The sequence below is a fragment of the Frankia sp. CoBUL1 genome (genome assembly GCF_978021245.1).
In genome coordinates this window covers 53,397-70,789 of sequence record NZ_CDXDOS010000002.1, presented here as the reverse complement: position 1 = coordinate 70,789, position 17,393 = coordinate 53,397, and the positions used below count along the sequence as shown (strand labels likewise).

Annotated in this window: 16 protein-coding genes; 2 read left to right on the top strand and 14 right to left on the bottom strand. The window is 68.7% G+C overall.

Features of this window, described 5'->3' with window-relative positions; all coding sequences use genetic code 11:
* Positions 1–81 precede the first annotated feature (81 nt).
* The 13 genes from ftsY to recG all read right to left on the bottom strand — a co-directional run bounded on the left by ftsY (position 82) and on the right by recG (position 14,982).
* Positions 82–1,326 (bottom strand): signal recognition particle-docking protein FtsY, encoded by a 1,245-nt coding sequence (ftsY, locus tag AC08OX_RS00830; RefSeq protein ID WP_476606025.1) that lies wholly within the window; start codon positions 1,324–1,326, stop codon positions 82–84.
* Positions 1,327–1,389: 63 nt separating this feature from the next.
* Entirely contained in the window at positions 1,390–5,040 is a 3,651-nt protein-coding gene (gene smc / locus AC08OX_RS00825) for a chromosome segregation protein SMC (RefSeq protein ID WP_476606024.1), read from the bottom strand.
* 344 nt (positions 5,041–5,384) lie between these two features.
* Positions 5,385–5,582 carry a hypothetical protein gene (locus tag AC08OX_RS00820; protein WP_023840227.1) on the bottom strand — a complete coding sequence of 66 codons (198 nt, stop codon included), beginning with the start codon at positions 5,580–5,582 and terminating at the stop codon, positions 5,385–5,387.
* Between the two features lie 213 nt (positions 5,583–5,795).
* On the bottom strand, positions 5,796–6,107 hold the full coding sequence (locus AC08OX_RS00815) for an acylphosphatase (protein WP_476606023.1): 312 nt from the start codon (positions 6,105–6,107) through the stop codon (positions 5,796–5,798).
* Positions 6,108–6,514: 407 nt separating this feature from the next.
* Positions 6,515–7,300, bottom strand: coding sequence for a DUF2786 domain-containing protein (locus tag AC08OX_RS00810; protein ID WP_476606022.1), 786 nt, complete (start codon positions 7,298–7,300; stop codon positions 6,515–6,517).
* 224 nt (positions 7,301–7,524) lie between these two features.
* A complete protein-coding gene (gene mutM / locus AC08OX_RS00805) occupies positions 7,525–8,496 on the bottom strand; it encodes a bifunctional DNA-formamidopyrimidine glycosylase/DNA-(apurinic or apyrimidinic site) lyase (protein ID WP_476606021.1) in 972 nt (323 codons plus the stop codon).
* A gap of 150 nt (positions 8,497–8,646) precedes the next feature.
* Complete coding sequence (rnc, locus tag AC08OX_RS00800; protein ID WP_476606020.1) at positions 8,647–9,459, bottom strand: ribonuclease III; 813 nt, start codon at positions 9,457–9,459, stop codon at positions 8,647–8,649.
* Positions 9,456–10,517, bottom strand: coding sequence for a phosphate starvation-inducible protein PhoH (locus tag AC08OX_RS00795; protein WP_476606019.1), 1,062 nt, complete (start codon positions 10,515–10,517; stop codon positions 9,456–9,458). Before AC08OX_RS00795 ends, rnc begins: the two co-directional genes overlap by 4 nt.
* A 6-nt stretch (positions 10,518–10,523) precedes the next feature.
* Positions 10,524–10,694 carry a 50S ribosomal protein L32 gene (gene rpmF / locus AC08OX_RS00790; RefSeq protein ID WP_011437979.1) on the bottom strand — a complete coding sequence of 57 codons (171 nt, stop codon included), beginning with the start codon at positions 10,692–10,694 and terminating at the stop codon, positions 10,524–10,526.
* The gene (locus AC08OX_RS00785) at positions 10,694–11,305 is read right to left on the bottom strand and encodes a YceD family protein (protein ID WP_476606030.1); all 612 of its coding nucleotides are present in this window, start codon (positions 11,303–11,305) and stop codon (positions 10,694–10,696) included. The genes rpmF and AC08OX_RS00785 overlap by 1 nt, the downstream gene beginning before the upstream one ends.
* Before the next feature lie 426 nt (positions 11,306–11,731).
* Positions 11,732–12,220 (bottom strand): pantetheine-phosphate adenylyltransferase, encoded by a 489-nt coding sequence (coaD, locus tag AC08OX_RS00780; RefSeq protein ID WP_011437981.1) that lies wholly within the window; start codon positions 12,218–12,220, stop codon positions 11,732–11,734.
* Positions 12,217–12,774 (bottom strand): 16S rRNA (guanine(966)-N(2))-methyltransferase RsmD, encoded by a 558-nt coding sequence (gene rsmD / locus AC08OX_RS00775; protein WP_476606018.1) that lies wholly within the window; start codon positions 12,772–12,774, stop codon positions 12,217–12,219. Before rsmD ends, coaD begins: the two co-directional genes overlap by 4 nt.
* A 12-nt stretch (positions 12,775–12,786) precedes the next feature.
* Positions 12,787–14,982: an ATP-dependent DNA helicase RecG gene (gene recG / locus AC08OX_RS00770; protein WP_476606017.1), complete on the bottom strand. Its 2,196-nt coding sequence runs from the start codon at positions 14,980–14,982 to the stop codon at positions 12,787–12,789.
* A 251-nt stretch (positions 14,983–15,233) separates the two neighbouring features.
* Here recG and rpmB point away from each other — a divergent pair, with 251 nt between their 5' ends.
* Positions 15,234–15,422, top strand: coding sequence for a 50S ribosomal protein L28 (gene rpmB / locus AC08OX_RS00765; protein WP_011437984.1), 189 nt, complete (start codon positions 15,234–15,236; stop codon positions 15,420–15,422).
* Between the two features lie 138 nt (positions 15,423–15,560).
* Positions 15,561–16,712 (top strand): D-alanine--D-alanine ligase family protein, encoded by a 1,152-nt coding sequence (locus AC08OX_RS00760; RefSeq protein WP_476606016.1) that lies wholly within the window; start codon positions 15,561–15,563, stop codon positions 16,710–16,712.
* Between the two features lie 77 nt (positions 16,713–16,789).
* Here AC08OX_RS00760 and AC08OX_RS00755 read toward each other — a convergent pair whose 3' ends face one another.
* The gene (locus AC08OX_RS00755) at positions 16,790–17,344 is read right to left on the bottom strand and encodes a DUF3515 family protein (RefSeq protein WP_476606015.1); all 555 of its coding nucleotides are present in this window, start codon (positions 17,342–17,344) and stop codon (positions 16,790–16,792) included.
* Positions 17,345–17,393: the final 49 nt, after the last annotated feature.

Here is a 17,393-nt window from a genome sequence, read left to right as displayed (position 1 = left end):
TTAGGTCACATGCCGAACGACCGGAAGGTCTTGACACTGAGCACGTTGTGGTCTTCGCCGATCCGGCGGCCACTCGATCGATCAGCCGGCTTCGCCCAACAGCGCGTCGACGAACGCCTCCGGCTCGAAGGGAACAAGATCGTCTGGGCCCTCTCCCAAGCCGATCAGTTTCACCGGCATACCGAGCTCGCGCTGCACGGCGATGACGATCCCGCCCTTGGCCGTACCGTCCAGCTTGGTCAGCACGACTCCGGTGAGATCAACCGCCTGCGTGAACACCTGCGCCTGGACAAGCGCGTTCTGACCGGTTGTGGCGTCGAGCACGAGCAGCACCTCGTCGACCGGACCGTGCTTGCCCACCACTCTTTTAATCTTCGCCAGCTCGTCCATCAGACCTGCCTTGGTGTGCAGCCGGCCGGCGGTGTCGATCAACACGGTGTCCACGCCGCTCTGCGTGCCCTGTCGGACCGCATCGAACGCCACCGACGCCGGGTCACCCCCCTCGGCCCCGCGGACCGTGATCGCGCCGACCCGTTCACCCCAGGTCTGAAGCTGATCCGCGGCCGCGGCACGGAACGTGTCCGCCGCGCCCAGCACGACCGTACGCCCGTCCGCGACCAGCAGCCGCGCGATCTTTCCACAGGTCGTGGTCTTACCCGTGCCGTTGACACCGACGACGAGCACGACGGCGGGACGATCCGGGGCCGTCGTGCGCAGCGATCGGTCGGTCGTCGTACCGATCTGGGCGAGCAGCTCGTCGCGCAGCATCGCCCGCACATCCGCGGGCGTGCGGGCACCGAGCACCTTCGTGCGTTCCCGCAGCGCGGCGACCAGCTCGGTGGTCGCCGTGACCCCGACGTCGGCGAGGAGCAGTGTCGCCTCCACGTCTTCCCACGCGTCCTCGTCGAGATTGTCGCCGGATAGCAGGGAGAGCAGTCCGCGACCGAGCGCGTTCTGCGAACGAGCCAGCCGCAGGCGCAGCCGGACGAGGCGGCCGGCGGCCGGCGGCGGTGCCTCCGGTGGGATCCGCTCCTGGACCGGGATCCCCGGCGCGGCCGGTATCTCGGCGGGCGGGGCGCCGACGCCCTCGCTCTCCGTCGGGGATGGCGGCAGCACATCGGGAAGACCGATGTCGTCGACCGTCCTGGTCGCCGAATCGCGGGGTACCTCGGCGTCGTCACCGACCCCGGGACGGTAGTCGGCGCCCGGGCGCCGGCCTTCCTCGGTGGATCGGCGGGGGCGTCGACGCAGGGCCGTGCCGGCCACCAGGCCCACGGTGGCCAGTACGACGACGGCGATGACGACGATCAGGATGAGGAGCTCCACGTACCGATCCTGACAGATGACGCCACAAGGCCGTGGCGCTCGCCCGGCGGGAGGGCGGCGGCGTCAGAGCACCGCCCGCTCCCGCAGCCGCTGACTGATCACTGTCGTCACCCCGTCGCCCCGCATGGCCACGCCGTACAGGGCGTCAGCGATCTCCATCGTCCGCTTCTGGTGGGTGATGATGATCATCTGCGACTTCTCACGCAGACCCTCGACGGCCTCGAGCAGCCGGCCGAGATTGCGGTCGTCCAGAGCTGCCTCGACCTCGTCGAGCACGTAGAAGGGCGAAGGGCGGGCCCGGAATATCGCGAGCAGGAGAGCGAGTGCGGTCAGTGAACGCTCCCCGCCGGACAACAGCGACAGACGCTTCACCTTTTTTCCCGGCGGCCTCGCCTCGACCTCGATGCCCGTGGTGAGCATGTCATCAGGATCGGTGAGCACCAACCGGCCCTCACCGCCCGGGAACAGCGTCGAGAAGACGATCTCGAACTCACGGGCGGTGTCCGCGAACGCGACGGCGAAGACCTCACGCACCCGCAGATCAACCTCCTCGACGACCAGCAGAAGATCCCGGCGGGTACTCTTGATGTCTTCGAGCTGCGCGGACAGGAACGCGGCCCGCTCCTGAAGCGCGGCGAACTCCTCGAGGGCCAGGGGATTCACCCGCCCCAGCCGGGCCAGCTGCTTCTCCGCGGTGGCGGCCCGGGCGCTCTGCTCGGCTCGATCGAACGGCACCGCGGTGCCGTCGGGCTCATCCGGCGGGACCAGCGTGTCCGGGCCGAACTCGGCCACCAGGTCATCGGCGTCGATGCCGTGCTCCTCCAGAGCCTTGGCTTCCAGGGTCTCCACCCGCAGCCGCTTCTCCGCTCGGGCCAGCTCGTCGCGATGGGCGGCGTCGCGCAGCGCCGCGAGTTCGGTGGCCAGAGCGCGCCCCTGGTCACGCACCCCGACCAGCTCCGTCTCGGCGGCCTTGCGCAGTGCGTCGGCCTCCTCCCGCTCCGCCGCGGCGCGAGCCAGGGAATGGTCCAGTCGGTCGAGAGCGACCTGAGCCGCATCCCCCATCGCCGTCGCGACGGCAGCCTGCCGCTCGCGGACCTCGTGCCGACGGGCTGCCGCGGCCCGTGCCGCCCGCTCGTTCGCCGCCGCGCGGATCAGTCCGTCGGCGCGTCCCTGCAGGCCTCGCACCCGCTCCTCGCTGGTACGGACGGCCAACCGGGCCTCGACCTCGGCGGCGCGCACGGCGGAGGTAGCCGCGACGAGCCGGTCTCGTTCATCCGGAGCCCGCTCCCCCGCCTCCGGCTGCTCCGATGTCGCGGCGAGCGACGCCTCGAGCTCGGTCAACGCTCCGTATGCCCGATCACGGGCTGTTTCGGCCCGTGATCGGGCGCCCTCCAGCCTGGCGATCTCGGATGCCGCGGCCCCTCCCGAACGATCGAGCCGCGCCATCTGCTCGGACAGCGCCCGGTGCCGGGCATCGGTCCCGTGCAGCGCCGCCAGTGCCGCATCGATGGCGGTACGAGCCCGGGTCACCTCGGCACGCGCGGGCTCGAACGCCTCGTGGGCGGACTCGACGCGACGGGTCGCCTCCGCCACGCCGGCCTCGGCCTCGTCCGCCGCGGCCTGCAGTTCGATCGCGGACGGCGGGTTCGCGCTGCCACCGATAGAGAGGGGGGCACCGATGACGTCGCCGGCTCGGGTGACCACCCGCAGGTCGGGGCGCAACGCCGTGGCCCGCTCGGCCGCCGCCAGATCCTCGACCACGACAGTCCGGGCGAGCAGGGACGACACGGCGGTACGGAACCGATCGTCACCGATCTCCACCAGGTCCAGCGCGGCAACGGCACCGGCCGGGAGCGGACCGCCGGCGCTGGCCGCCCCCGGGACGATCGCCGCGCTGCCGGCAGCGCCGGCGCAGGCGTCAGGCTCATCCGCGACGGTGACGGCGGCCACCAGCGCTGCTCGGCCGGCATCCGTTTCCCGCAGCCACGCAAAGGCCGCCATGGCGTCCCCCGACGTGCCGACGAGCAGGGCGTCCGCCGCCGGGCCCAGCGCCGCGGCGATGGCCGCCTCCGCGCCGGCGGTCACGCTCAGGACGCCGGCCAGCCGGCCGATCACCTCAAGGGTCGGATCCGGTGCCGGAGCCGAGTCCTCCGCCGTGTTCGAGGCGGTCTGCCCGGTCTGCGCGCCGGTAGCAGCCCTCAACAGTGCCGCGGCTCCGTCGGCCGGTGAGAGGGAGAGGTGCAGCGCGTCGCATCGCGCGGCCCAGGATGCGCGGTCACGCTCGGCGCTACGCTCCTCACCGCGCAGGACCTCGAGCCGCTCGGCGGCAGCGGCATGCACCGCCACGGCCGCGCTGTACTGCTCGGCGAGATCCTCCCGTGCGCTCCCCATCCGAGAGAGTTCGATCTCGAGGGCCGAACGTGACGCCGAGGTCTCGGTCTCCCGCTCCCGCGCGGCGTCGAGTGCCTCGGTCGTCCGTGCTATCTCGTTCTCGGCACTGGTGGCACGGGACCTGGCGGCCTCCACCTGGCCGGCAAGGCGCGCGATCTCCTCACGGCGAAAAGACGCCGCGCGTGCCGCGGCGATCAGTTCCTTCTCCTCCTGAGCGAGCGCGGCCTCGAGATCGGCACGCCTGGTGACCACCTCGGCGAGCAGATCCCGATCACGCTCCAACCGCTCGGTGAGGGCGATTTCCTGCTCCCGGACCGCCGTGGCCTCCTGTTCCAGTTCCTCGGGGTCGCGGCGCCCACGTACGTCGTCGGTCGCGGCACGCAACAGGCGACCCCGTTCGACGGCGAGGGAACGGGTGCCCCGCAGCCGTTCCCGCAGGGATGCCAGGGCGTACCAGGTCTCCTGGGCGCCGGTGGCGCGCGGAATGATCGCCGTCAGGTCGGCCTGCAGCTGCTCCTCACGGCGGGCTGCCGCGGCGTGAGCGGCCTCGGTGGTCGTCAGCCGCGCCCGCAATGCCTCCTCGTCCGCGAGGTCGGAGGTGATCGCGACCTGGGCACGATGGAGATCGTCGGCGAGAAGGCGCAGGCGGGCGTCCCGTAGCGAAGCCTGAATCACACCGGCCTTACGGGCGATCTCCGCCTGCCGACCGAGCGGCCCTAACTGCCGACGCAGTTCGGCGGACAGATCGGTGAGGCGGGTGAGGTTCGCCGACATCGCCTCGAGCTTGCGGAGTGCCTTCTCCTTGCGTTTACGGTGTTTGAGGACGCCGGCGGCCTCCTCGATGAACGCACGGCGATCCTCCGGGCGCGCGTGCAGGACCGCGTCGAGCTGGCCCTGGCCGACGATCACGTGCAACTCTCGGCCGATACCCGAGTCGCTCATCAGTTCCTGGATATCCAGCAGGCGACAACCGGTACCGTTGATCGTGTATTCGCTCTCGCCGCTGCGGAACATCAGTCGCCCGATGGTCACCTCGGTGTACTCGATGGGGAGCGCGCCGTCCGAGTTGTCGATCGTCAGAAGTACTTCGGCGCGCCCCAAGGCCGGGCGAGCGGGTGTGCCCGCGAAGATGACATCGGACATAGTGCCGCCACGTAGGGCCTTGGCACCCTGCTCCCCCAGTACCCAAGCGATGGCGTCAACGACGTTACTCTTGCCCGACCCGTTGGGCCCGACCACGCAGGTTATTCCCGGCTCGAGATGCAGGGAGGTCGAGCTCGCAAAGGACTTGAAGCCCCGCAGGGTCAGGTTCTTGAGATGCACCAGTCTCCGGAGCGCTGGAAGGGTTCACCGGCTCGACCCGGGATGGCCGGACTCAGCCGACGTTCGACAGAGCCATCCTAGTCGGCCACCCGAAGCACCCAGCAGGCTACGCTCCGAAAAAACGAAGAAGGCGAGAAGTGAGGTTGCCCGGCTCTTCCTGGACATAGAGCCGCCAAAGTGATCCGAGACACACGGGCAACATCACTGGGCAGAGACGAGCCAGCCGGGAAAACGACCGATTCGATGGTCTCAGCGATCATGAAGTCCGTAGAGACGGAGCCTTGCCCACGTAACCGGGCATACCCACTACGAGGGGGCGCCTCCCCGAGGAACGCCCCGCCAGCTCAGCTGAACGCCGGTTCGGCGTCGAGCGCCCGGACATCCTCCGGCACGTCGACACCACCCACCAACGCCTCGTTAACCTCACGTACTCGAGCCAGTTCTGCCTCGAGCTCCGCTACTCGGGCACGAAGCCGACGCACCTCGCAAGAGAGACGCAAGTCGCCGCCGGAACCGACGTGGCCAAAAAGGGCCTTCGCCATAGTGATGGTCCTCCACGATGAGTGACCTAGTGGGTGTCAGACAGCACAAGATCGGAACAGATCAGAGTGCGCCCCAAACAATGACTCCAGGTTCCCATGCCGAGTGACCGAAAGTCAAGAGCATGCCACATGCTCCCGAGCCGGTCCGGTGAACATGCAAAAAGCGGACGGTCATACCCACGACAGTTCCGACAACGCAGCGTCTGCAACCAGTCACTTTCGTCGAAAGTCGGTCAGATCACTCTGCGCCACCTGCCACACAGCCTCCACCCTGTCCGTCCGCCCAGGGGTGTGACCCGTCATCAACAAGTGCAGAAGGTCACGACAGGCCGGCTCCGGCCCCTCCGCGACCACCTCGACCGCCCCGTCCGGGAGGTTGGTGGCGGATCCGACCAGGCCCAGGCGCCGGCCCCGGGTACGCACGTAGTCACGAAAGCCGATGCCCTGGACAAGGCCGGCGACCCGGGCAGTGAATCGGACCACGGCGTGTCCGGACTCCCTCTGCTCCGCGGATACATCGCTCATCAGCACGGTAGGGTATTGGCCATTGTGGATACCACATACTTCCCAGACATGGCAGGCCGGCCGAGAGGGACACGGCGGCAGGGTGATCATCGGCTGGAACGGCCGGACCGGCCACGTTTCCGCCGCCGGTCCGCTGCCGTGCTACTCGCGTGTGGAGCTCTCGGCTCGGCACTCCTTCTCAGCGGTTGCGGCCAGAACTTCTCCCAGGACGGCGGCACACTACCCGTCCCACGCGCGAGCACCGATGGTGACCGCCAGGTCACCCCGGAGCCGGTCGACGGCGCAGACAAGATTATTGGTCCTGGCTACGCCCCGCCGCGTACCGCAGGGCCTACCCAGACAGCGGTGCCCAATCTGCCGGGCGGCAAGCAGTAGTCAGTACCACGCGTAACTACTACCCATACGATTTACCTCATGCCGATCGCCGGTGAGACGCGGCTGGACACCCGGCTACCCAGGCCAAGATCAGCCCTCTCGCCGGCCTGGTAGCCCGCACGACCGCCGCTCCCGGAGAGCTGGCGTGTCCTTGGCGCTCGCAGCCTGGGATAGACGCTTGCCAGGTGCGCGTCCACCCGCTGGCTTCGATTCGCCAGGACGACGGCCACCGACGGCGTCGTCGAGGGCCGGTCTGATCCGTTCTCCCGGGTCTGCGTCTGCTGGGTCTGCATCTGCTGGGCCTGCGCCCGCTCCCGGGCCATCCGCTCCGTCCTGGTCAGTCTCCCCGCCACCGCCACCGCGAAGCCTGCCATCCACGACCGACGAAACGCCCGCGGGTCCTCCTGGCGTGGTGGACGGGCGAGGGCCAATCCCTGTGCCTGCTGGACCAGCAACGAGGTGAACAACATCTGCACGCGGTGGATATCCACATCCATCCCGAACAGATGAGCGGAGTGCCCCGTCCCCACTGCACGCTGCTCGGTCCGGTACACGAGCCGGCAACCAAGCGGTGCGGCAATGCCCGCGAGCAACGAGATCTTGTCCCGGGCATGGGGCGGATCGACGGCCACCACCAGGTCAGCCGCCTCGACGCGGTGCGGCGACGCCTCCTCGACCAGCGCGCGGTCGATCCCGTACTGGGCGATTAACTCGGCCGCCTTGCTGTTATAGGTTTCGCGGGCGGCCTCGCTCAGCCCCTCCGCCTCCGCCATCGCCAACAGCTTCCGTATACGACCGAGCAGGGCATCCGGATTCATCGCGCCTCCGTCCATGTCGCGTCGGGGGCAGGCCAGCCAACCGACGTGCCGGATGATGCCTCACCGATCCCGGCAGCCCGGTCTCGGTCCTGGACGAGGCGATAACTGTGAACGCCGCGGCAGGTCTGGCTCCCCACCCGACTGTCGCGGACGCCACGCCCGGCACCCCCACCCGAGAGCCGCGGGCACCCGAGAGCCGCGGGATTCGAACGTGTGATCGAACCTTACCACCTGGCCCGCCTTGGGTGCGGCTGGCAGGTGGGGCAAGTGAAGCTCGACCGGTTCATGAAAGCGTCCCGGCGCACCGCGTCTCCGCATCGTGTGCATGGCCGACCCGCGCGGCCGTACACCTGTAGCGACCGTTCGAACAGCCCGCTGACCCCGTCCGCCGACACGTACAGGCGGTCGAAGGACGTACCGCCCACCTCAAGAGCCGCGATCATCACCGTCCGCACGCAACCCAGCAGCCTGCCGACCTCCGCCCGGGTGAGGGTCTCGGTCGGCCGCGCGTAGTGCAGCTTCGCGGCCCACAGGGCCTCATCCGCGTAGATGTTCCCGACCCCGCTGACAAGTGTCTGATCGAGCAGGGCCCGCTTCACGCCGGTACGGCGTCGACGCATCCTCTCCGTGACGAGCCGCTCGTCGAAGGCGGGATCCAGAGGATCCCTGGCGATGTGCGCGACGGGAGCAGGCAGATCCGCTTCCCCCATTGCGACCGCCAGGCCACCGAAGGTGCGTTGATCCACAAATCGCAGTTCGCGTCCTCCGTCCGTGAAGACGAACCGGATCCGCAGATGCTTCTGGTCGGGGGTGGCGGGTGGAACGACGAGCAACTGTCCGCTCATCCCGAGATGGGCGATCAGTGCATCCCCCTGGGCCGGATGACCTGGGGGCAGGGCAGGCGGAGACATCTCGGCCAGCACGGCAGCTGATTCCTCCTCCGGTGGTTCTTCTGGAACCACCGGAGCGCACGCCGCATGGTCTACCGGCGGCTGAAGCACCAGCCACAGATACTTGCCACGGCGTCGTGCCGCCGTTATCCGGCGGCCGACGAGCAGCGCCGAGAAGTCGGCGGCACCGGCCAGATGACGGCGCACCGCACGAGGATGGTGGACATCAACCGATGCGATGACGCGACCGACGGCACCACGTTCCAGACCGCGGCGAACAACCTCTACTTCGGGGAGTTCTGGCATGATCTCCGGTCGTCGGGTCGGGTCAGTGGGATGACACCGGACCCTCGACGTGGCTCGATGAATCTGTTGCCACCACTGAATCTGTTGCCACCACCGAGCCTGTCGCCAGCGCCCAGGAAGCGAATCGGGGCAGCTGATGATCAGCTACTCTCACGGACCCGAGACCTGATCGTGATCAAGGCTGCCGACGGCGGACCTCTCATGATTTCCGCCGGCGACGTCCGCGCCCGAACCGTCCTCCCGCCCCAAGGCTGACCGTTCCTCGAGAACCGCGAAAGCCGCGGCGGCAGCCCGCTGCTCGGCCTCCTTCTTGCTTCCCCCTTCGCCCTCGCCCAGTGGCTCTCCCGCGATCCTCGCGTAGGCGGTGAATCGCTTCGCGTGGTCCGGACCGGCCTCCTCGACGATGTATTCGGGCGGCCCGAGAGCCAGCACCGCCGTCTGTTCCTGCAGTGAGGTCTTCCAGTCAAGCCCTGCGCCTCGGCCGGCGGCCTCGTCCAGCAAGGGATCGAAGAGACGGTGCACGAAACCGGAGGCCACGTCGAGGCCTGAGGACAGATAGACCGCCCCGATGATGGCCTCGAGGGTGTCGGCGAGGATGCTCGCCTTGTCGCGCCCCCCGGTGGTCTCCTCGCCCCGGCCCAGCAGCAGGTACGGACCGAGCCCGGTGGGTCCGATCCCCCGTGCCACGTCCGCGAGAGCCCGCATGTTCACAACCGAGGCCCGCTGCTTGGCGAGCTGCCCCTCGGGAAGATCCGGGTGGCGGATGAACAGTGCCGCCGTCACCACCAGACCGAGCACCGCATCGCCCAGGAACTCCAGGCGTTCGTTGGTGGGCAGGCCGCCCTTCTCATAGGCATAGGAGCGGTGTGTGAGGGCGCGGTCGAGCAGCTCGGGGTCGATGGCGACCTCGAGTACCTCGATCAGGCCGTCCCGCGGCGGCGGGGGTGGCAGCTGGCGGGTCATCCGACCAGCCCGGCCAGGGCCCGCCGACGCGCCACCAAGATCGCCATCGCCGCTCTGGTCCGAGAAGCCAGGTCCGCCTGGACCGCGACCGACGCCGCCCTCAGCGCCGCGAGCAGCCCGACTGCCTGGCTGTCGCCGGCTTCATCCGGTGCCCGCTCCGCGTGGACCGCGACACCATCGACCCCCAGCACGATCGTTCCCCCCCGCACATCAGGATCTTCCAACGTTCCCCATCCCGGATCCAGACCGGCCCTGGACAGGTGCCCCGTACCCCGATGAGATTCCCACCATCGCATCCCGCGAATGACGGACATCAGGACATCTCCGGTGAATCCGTCGGTGACCGCCACGTCGACTCCACGGCGATGATCGATCTTCTGGCCGTCGCCCGGCTCGCCTGTCCACGAAGGCGCGAGGAGCCGATCAGCCGTCAGCGGGCCGACATAGTGCAGATCGAGCGATCGGAGCAGCTCGTCGGCGGCTCGCCGCAAGGTGTCGGGAAGCGCTGGACGCGCCGTCAGAAGCCCGACTCGGGGAGCGTTGACGGCGAAACGAACCGCGGCGTATGCACTGCCCGCGACCGCGAACTGGGCGAGTTCGTCCGCCGTCACATCAACCGTCGCCCCCGCGTCACACAGCACGACGGGGGCGTTCGCCCCGCCGACAATCGAGGCGAGAGTGGCCCGCGTCGCCCCGGGGAGCAGACCGCAGGTGAACTGAGCCGAGGCGACCACGGCTTCGGCCGGGGCTATCGAGACCATCGCATCGGCATGTCCGTCACGGACCAGGCGCGCCGCCACCCGGACGCCGGAGTCCCGACGTGCTCGCACTTCACGCAATGCCTCCGGGCCCGCCGAAACGCCGCGAGCGGCCGTGGCGAGCAGGACGCGCTCGCCTGGCACAATTCCCAGCCGAGCAAGGTCATCCCGGACGGCATCACCGGATGTCACCAGAGTGAGCACCAGATGCGGATCCGCGCCGAGCGCACTGGGCAATGCCTCGAGGAGAGGCCCGGAAGGGAACCCCTCCCCCACCAGGTCAACGGCGATACGTGTCACACCGGGTCAGACGTCAAGCACCTGACGGTCGTTGTACCGGCCGCACGTGCCACAGACGGTGTGCGGCCGAATCACGTGCCCCCGCGAGCACTTTGCGAGGGTCGGCACCTTGGCCTTCCACTGCGAACGCCGGGACCGGGTGTTGCTGCGCGAGGTGCGCCGCTTCGGGACGGCCACTATTCCTTCTCCTTGCTCTCATGAGGGTCGGTGCGACCCTTCTCGGTTCCCGCCGCTCCGCTGCCGGCCAGCGCGGACAGCGCCGCCCATCTCGGGTCGGATCGCGCATGGGAATGTCCAGGCTCGACATCGTCGAGACGCACCCCGCAGTCCACGCAGAGTCCCGCACAGTCCGGACGGCAGATGGGTGACAGCGGAAGGTTGAGTACCAGGGCATCCCGCACCACGGGCTCGACGTCCGCATGATCATGGATTAGTACCCGAGCATCTTCGTCGTCACCCAGGTCCACGGCTCGGTCAGGGTAGTAGAACAGCTCGCGAAACTCGACCATGCTGACCTCGGACACGTCGTCCAGACAGCGCGCACATTCACCCCGAAGCGGCGCCACGACGCTCCCGCTGACCAGGACACCCTCGATCACCGATTCGAGACGCAGGTCCAGGGTGACGCTTGCGCCGGCCGGCACCCACATCATCTCGGTTCCGAGATCGGCGGGAAGTTCCGCCTGCGCCCGGACAAGCCGCATCGACCCGGGCCGACGACCGAGCTCACGGGTGTCCAGTACAAGGGGACCCTTCGGGGTCCGACGGCGAAAGTGGGATCCAGTCATGGCGGCAGTCGAGTTCACATCTACGTCAATGTCAGGAAGCCCGGCCGAAACAGGGCCTTCGTGGTGGTGTAGCTACCCGGCGTCGCTAACGACGGAGGCAGCCCGACGTCAGCGGCACCCTGGACCCTCCCAGAGGCCCGGACCCTCCCAGAGGATCGACGAACAGACTCCAGCCGGTCAGCAAGCCAGTCAGCTGCTGCGAGCCGGTCAGCTACTACGGTCTCCTAGCCTATCCGATCGGTGCCGCGGACGATCCGATCAAGCTGCCGAGATCTCCGGACACCCGAGCCCGGCGGGCGGCGGACCTCCGCCTAGGAAGCCGCTCGGGTACCGCTCGCCCCCCGCGACCGGCCCCGGAGCCCGGACAGTCCGGAACGGCGGGAGAGCCCGGCGGAGGTCGGTCGGCGGCTACCCACCCGGCGGGGGTTACTGAGCGAGGCGCTCACGGAGCTGTTTGAGTACCACATCCGGTACCAGCCCCGACACGTCACCTCCGTAACGCGCAACCTCCTTCACCAGGCTGGAGGACAGAAAGGCATATTGCGGGTTCGTACTCATGAAAAGAGTCTCCACGCCCGCAAGCGAATTGTTCATCTGCGCCATCTGAAGCTCATAGTCGAAGTCGCTGACCGCACGCAGTCCTTTGACGATCGACTGGATACCCCTGCTCCGACAAAAATCGACGATCAGCCCGTGGGACGCATCCACCAGGACGTTGGACGGCGCCATCGGATGATCACGCAGGGCCTCTCTGATGAGCTCCATCCGCTCGTCGACGGTGAACAAGGTGACCTTGTTCTTGTTGATCGATACGGCGACCACGACCTCGTCGAAGAGTCTGCTCGCTCGGACGATGATGTCGAGATGACCGTTGGTGATCGGATCAAATGAACCGGGACAGGCTGCCCTCCTCATGATCGAATACCGTACCAGAGAGCACCCTCTCCGTACCTCCGGTCGCGCAGCGCACACAACCCGTCAGGCCAGGCGACCGGGCCCGAGCGGTGCGATCTTTCGACAACGCAGACACCGTCCGCAGTCAACCAGGCGGCCGCCAGCAGCTTTGACAGCACTTCGCCGAGTTCCGAATCGCGCATCGCGTACGGCGGATCGAGGAAAACCACGTCGTAGGGATTATCCGAGGTGTTCTGCACCACACGCTCTACCGCGGCTTGCGCGATCTTCGCGCCCGACAGTCCCAGCGCTGTCACGTTCCGCCGTAGAGTGCGTATCACGATCGGATCGCGGTCGACGAGAAGAGCATGAGCGGCACCCCGAGACAGCGCTTCCAGACCGACCGCACCAGACCCGGCATAAAGATCGGCAATCCGAGCACCCCGCAGATCCAGGCAGGTCGACAAGGTGTTAAACAATCCCTCACGGGCACGTTCCGAGGTCGGACGGGTGGTTGTTCCGGGTGGAACCACGAGCCGCCGACCACCCGCGGTTCCACTGATGATGCGCGTCATCGGGCCACCCGGTCATCCCTTCTCGAGGAAGGCGACACTGGTGTCGTCGAGAACCGCGTCGAGCAGCCGGCGCAGTGCGGGATGCCGGTCCAACCCGGGGTCGTCGTCAACCAGGCGACCGGCCTCCTCGCGTGCGTCGCGGATCAGGTCCTCATCACGAAGAAGTTCCAGGAGCTTCAGGGATCGTCGTCCGCCGGACTGAGCGGCCCCGAGCACATCGCCCTCTCGACGCTGCGCGAGGTCGAGACGGGCCAGCTTCGCCCCGTCGCTGGTGGCGGCGACCGCGCTGAGCCGCTCCCAGGCGGGGGATCCCGGCTCGGCCGCTGTATGCAGAAGACACCAGCCGGGCGCGGTGCCCCGGCCGACCCTCCCGCGCAGCTGGTGCAGCTGGGACACGCCGAACCTGTCCGCGTCCAGGACGACCATCACTGTCGCGTTCGGTACGTTCACTCCCACCTCGATGACGGTGGTGGCGACCAGCACGTCGACCTCGCCGGCCGCGAATCGGTTCATGGTGGCCTCCCGTTGCCCGGGTGCGAGACGACCGTGCAGCGGTTCAACCCTGAGGTCCGCAAGCTCGCCATCCACCAACAGGGGCAGCACCTCACACACTGTCGCAGCTGGTCGGGACGCTCGCGGATCCGGACCGGCCGTCGAGGATTCGGTGGAATCGTCCTCCCCGTCCCCGTTCTCCCTGCCCGCACCGATCCGGGGACACACGACATAGGCCTGATGCCCGGCGGCCACCTCGTCGCGGATTCGTCCCCACATTCGATCCGTCCAGGATCTCTGGCTCGCCGGCACCACGAACGTCCCAATGGGAGAGCGTCCCGCTGGCAGTTCGGTGAGCTCGGAGACTTCGAGATCACCGAACACGGTCATCGCGACCGTCCGGGGAATCGGCGTCGCGGTCATCACAAGAAGGTGGGGAGGACGTCGTCCACGCGCTCGCAGTGCGTCCCGCTGTTCGACGCCGAAACGATGCTGTTCGTCGACGACGATCAGACCAAGATCGTTAAAGGTCACCTCATCGTGCAGCAGGGCATGAGTACCGACCACCAGACCGGTGGAACCGTCCGCGATCTCCGCCAGAGTCTCCCGCCGCGCACGCCCTCCCATCGATCCGGTGACCAGCGTCACCCGCGTGGCCCGATGATCGGCTCCTAGTTCCCCTGCCCGGGCCAGATCGCCGAGCATCTCCCGGAGGCTTCGGCTGTGCTGAGCGGCAAGAGTTTCGGTGGGCGCCAGGAGTACCGCCTGGCCGCCCGTGTCGACCACGGTGAGCATCGCCCGCAAGGCGACCAGTGTCTTGCCCGAACCCACCTCTCCTTGCAGCAGTCGATGCATCGGAACGGGCCGACCGATCTCGGCTGCGATCGTCTTCCCCACCTCGCGCTGACCCGTCGTGAGGGGGAAGGGCAGATCGGCATCGAACGCCGCCAGCAGACCATCCGGACGCTGCGGCCGGGGTGTTGTCGCCAGCGCCTCCACCTCACGACGCCGCTGGGCCAACGCCACCTGCAGCACCAGAGCCTCATCCCAGGTGAGGCGCCGACGACCGGAGGCGATCTCACCACGGTTCGCGGGCTGGTGAACCAGCCGGAAGGCCTCGGCCAGAGCGGGCAGGCGGTACCGGCTGCGGAGATCGTCCGGCAACGGATCCTCGACGGGATCGAGAGAGTCCAACGCCAGCCGGACGCACCTCGCCAGCGTCCAGCTCGGCACCTTGGCGGAGGCGGGGTAGATCGGAACCAGCGCGTTCGCGAACGGCGCACCGCTGACGGCTTCCCCGCTCTCCTCGGGTTCGAGGAGCTGGACCTCCGGGTTGGTCAGCTGACGCCGCCCGCGGAACTCGTCGACCTTGCCGGCGAACAGCGCGGTCGTCCCGGGACGGAGGTCACGCTCCCGCCAACTCTGATTGAAGAAGGTCAGTGACAGTGAATGCCTGCCGTCCGTCACCGTCACGCGCACCATCGACTTCCGGGTGCCGCGCATCGGGCGGCGTTCCGTCTTCTCGACCCGGGCCTGGACCGTAACCGTCTCACCGACGGCGAGGTCCGCGAGGTCCGTCAGCTCGCCTCTCTCATGGTACCGGCGGGGCAGGTGCCCCAGCAGATCACCGACCAGCCTCAACTCCAGACCATCGGCCAGGAGGGCGGCGGCACGCGCGCCGACGAGGGCCTTCAGGGGCGTGTCGAGGTCGACCACATTACCGATAGTGCACCGGAGCACCGACAGTACCGAGACCCACCGGCTCCCGCCGCATCATCTGGACCACAGAAGGTGGGGTAACCTCAAGCGGGCCGCCACTGCGCGCGTCCCCCCGGCGGCGCCGTCAGGGTCGCGGGTTGCGTACGATCCTGGTTCTGACCTGGTTCTGACTCCCCTGACGTCCCGGGCACGCCTACCGGGACCAGTACTACTTCGACTTCGGCTACTACTTCGACGGAGTGTTTCTCGTGTCTTCGGTGTGTGACGTCTGCGGCAAGGGGCCGGGCTTCGGTATGTCGGTCTCCCACTCCCACCGACGCACACGCCGTCGGTGGAACCCCAACATCCAGACCGTGCGCACGGTCGTGGGCGGGACCCCCAAGCGGCTGAACGTCTGCGCTTCCTGCATCAAGGCGGGCAAGGTCTCTCGCGCCTGAGCCCTCCGGGCCGGACGTTACTCCGGCCGGACGGGGCGTCACCGGACACAGGCCTCCCGTGGAGGTCGAGGCGGAGCGCGGCCACATCCACGCCGGGTGCGCTGCCGGTCACCGACGCCGATCCGTTAGTGTCCCGGCATGGCAGGCTCCAGGCGTCGGATTCGGCTCGCCCTCCTGTTCGGTGGCCGCAGCACCGAGCACGCGATCTCCTGTATATCGGCCAGCGGTGTACTGCGAGCCCTGGATCGTGACGTCTACGACGTCGTCCCCGTCGGCATCGACACACATGGCCGCTGGGTCGTGCTGCCGGACGACCCGACCGCCCTCGCGGTGACGGGAGACCGACTGCCTGCCGTCGTCGCGGCCCAGGGTGAGAGCGTCGTCCTGGCCGCGGATCCGACGACGCCCGGTCTGCTGCCGCGCCGCCCCCGCGGCGGCCTCGACGCTGTCAGGAACACCCTCGGGAGCAGCGACGCTCTCGGGAGCAGCGACATTCCCGGGGACATCGATGTGGTCTTCCCGCTGCTCCACGGCCCCTTTGGGGAGGATGGGACGGTCCAGGGTCTCCTGGAGATGGCCGGCCTGCCCTACGTCGGCTCCGGGGTGTTCGCCAGCGCGGCCGCCATGGACAAGCAACACATGAAGGCACTGCTGCGGGCCGCCGGCCTTCCCGTCGGCTCCTACGCCGTCCTGCGAGCCGGTGACACACTCACCGGGGCCGACCAGGAACGGCTGGGGCTGCCAGTCTTCGTGAAGCCCGCGCGCGGCGGGTCGAGTATCGGGATCAGCCGGGTCGAGGCCTGGGCGGACCTGGACACCGCGATCAAGGCAGCCCGCGCCAGCGACCCCAAGGTCCTGGTGGAGTCGGCGATCGTCGGCCGCGAGATCGAGTGCGGGGTCCTCGGAATTCTAGACGGCCCCGGTGCCGAGGCGAGTGTGCCCGCCGAGATCACCGTCACGTCTTCGGCCGGCTTCTACGACTTCGAGGCCAAGTACATGTCCGACGCCACCCACTTCGACGTCCCGGCCAACCTGTCCCACGCGGTACGGGAGGAGGTCCGGGGAGTGGCGATCGCGGCGTTCGAGGCCCTGGACTGCGCCGGGCTCGCGCGGGTTGACATGTTTGTCACGGCCGACGACCATGTGATCATCAATGAGGTCAACACGATGCCCGGTTTCACCCCTACCTCGATGTTCCCGCGGATGTGGGAGGCGAGCGGGGTCACCTATCCGCAGTTGGTGGACCGGCTCGTCAGGCTGGCCCTGCGCGACGGAGCGGGGCTGCGCTGACCGCCCGGCACCTGCGCCACCCGGGCCCGTGACGGCGTGGAGGCGTTCCGCCGGGCGGGAATGGCCGGGAGCTCGTCTCAGGATGTCGTCGGCCTGCTGTGCCCCCGCACGGCGGGGGCGACCGAGACGAGTACCTCGAACGCCTGCACGTCGGCGGGCAGGGTGAGAACCACCTGGGGCTGCCGGGTGGGGGTGGAATAGCGCACCGTCGTCCCGCCCAGGTCCTCGGCGAACCACCCCACATCGTCCACGACGGACAGCATCGCATCGGGACGGTAGCTTGCCGGAAGACCGGGCGCGCCGCAGGTGAGCACCACCGGCGCCGCGCCGTAGGCCGCCGCCGTGGCCTGTGGGGGGTCCAGTGCCCGGCGGTCGAGATCGTCCCCGAGCGACGGGGGAAGATCGTGGACCAGGTCCACGCACGACGAACGGACCGACTCCGCGGGCATCGGCACGTTGGTCAGCCGAATCGATCCGGGACCGCCGCATCCGACCAGCGCGAGCAGGACCCACGAGGCGACGAACACCGGATACCGGCATGACCGCCCCGGCCTGCGCCCGCCCCGTGCCGGGCGCCGGCCCCGCTCGGCTTGCTCACCACCGGTGGCCATGTCCCGATTCTGGCGCGCCACCGACGTCACCGGTGGCCCGGCCCCGGCGGTGGGCGCAGGCCGGGGGCCG

What these genes read in the sequence shown, in the direction of transcription:
- AC08OX_RS00820 (WP_023840227.1), bottom strand. Translation starts at nt 5,582, where the DNA reads ATGGCGAAGGCCCTTTTTGGCCACGTCGGTTCCGGCGGCGACTTGCGT.
- AC08OX_RS00815 (WP_476606023.1), bottom strand. Translation starts at nt 6,107, where the DNA reads ATGAGCGATGTATCCGCGGAGCAGAGGGAGTCCGGACACGCCGTGGTC.
- AC08OX_RS00810 (WP_476606022.1), bottom strand. Translation starts at nt 7,300, where the DNA reads ATGAATCCGGATGCCCTGCTCGGTCGTATACGGAAGCTGTTGGCGATG.
- mutM (WP_476606021.1), bottom strand. Translation starts at nt 8,496, where the DNA reads ATGCCAGAACTCCCCGAAGTAGAGGTTGTTCGCCGCGGTCTGGAACGT.
- rnc (WP_476606020.1), bottom strand. Translation starts at nt 9,459, where the DNA reads ATGACCCGCCAGCTGCCACCCCCGCCGCCGCGGGACGGCCTGATCGAG.
- AC08OX_RS00785 (WP_476606030.1), bottom strand. Translation starts at nt 11,305, where the DNA reads ATGACTGGATCCCACTTTCGCCGTCGGACCCCGAAGGGTCCCCTTGTA.
- coaD (WP_011437981.1), bottom strand. Translation starts at nt 12,220, where the DNA reads ATGAGGAGGGCAGCCTGTCCCGGTTCATTTGATCCGATCACCAACGGT.
- rsmD (WP_476606018.1), bottom strand. Translation starts at nt 12,774, where the DNA reads ATGACGCGCATCATCAGTGGAACCGCGGGTGGTCGGCGGCTCGTGGTT.
- AC08OX_RS00760 (WP_476606016.1), top strand. Translation starts at nt 15,561, where the DNA reads ATGGCAGGCTCCAGGCGTCGGATTCGGCTCGCCCTCCTGTTCGGTGGC.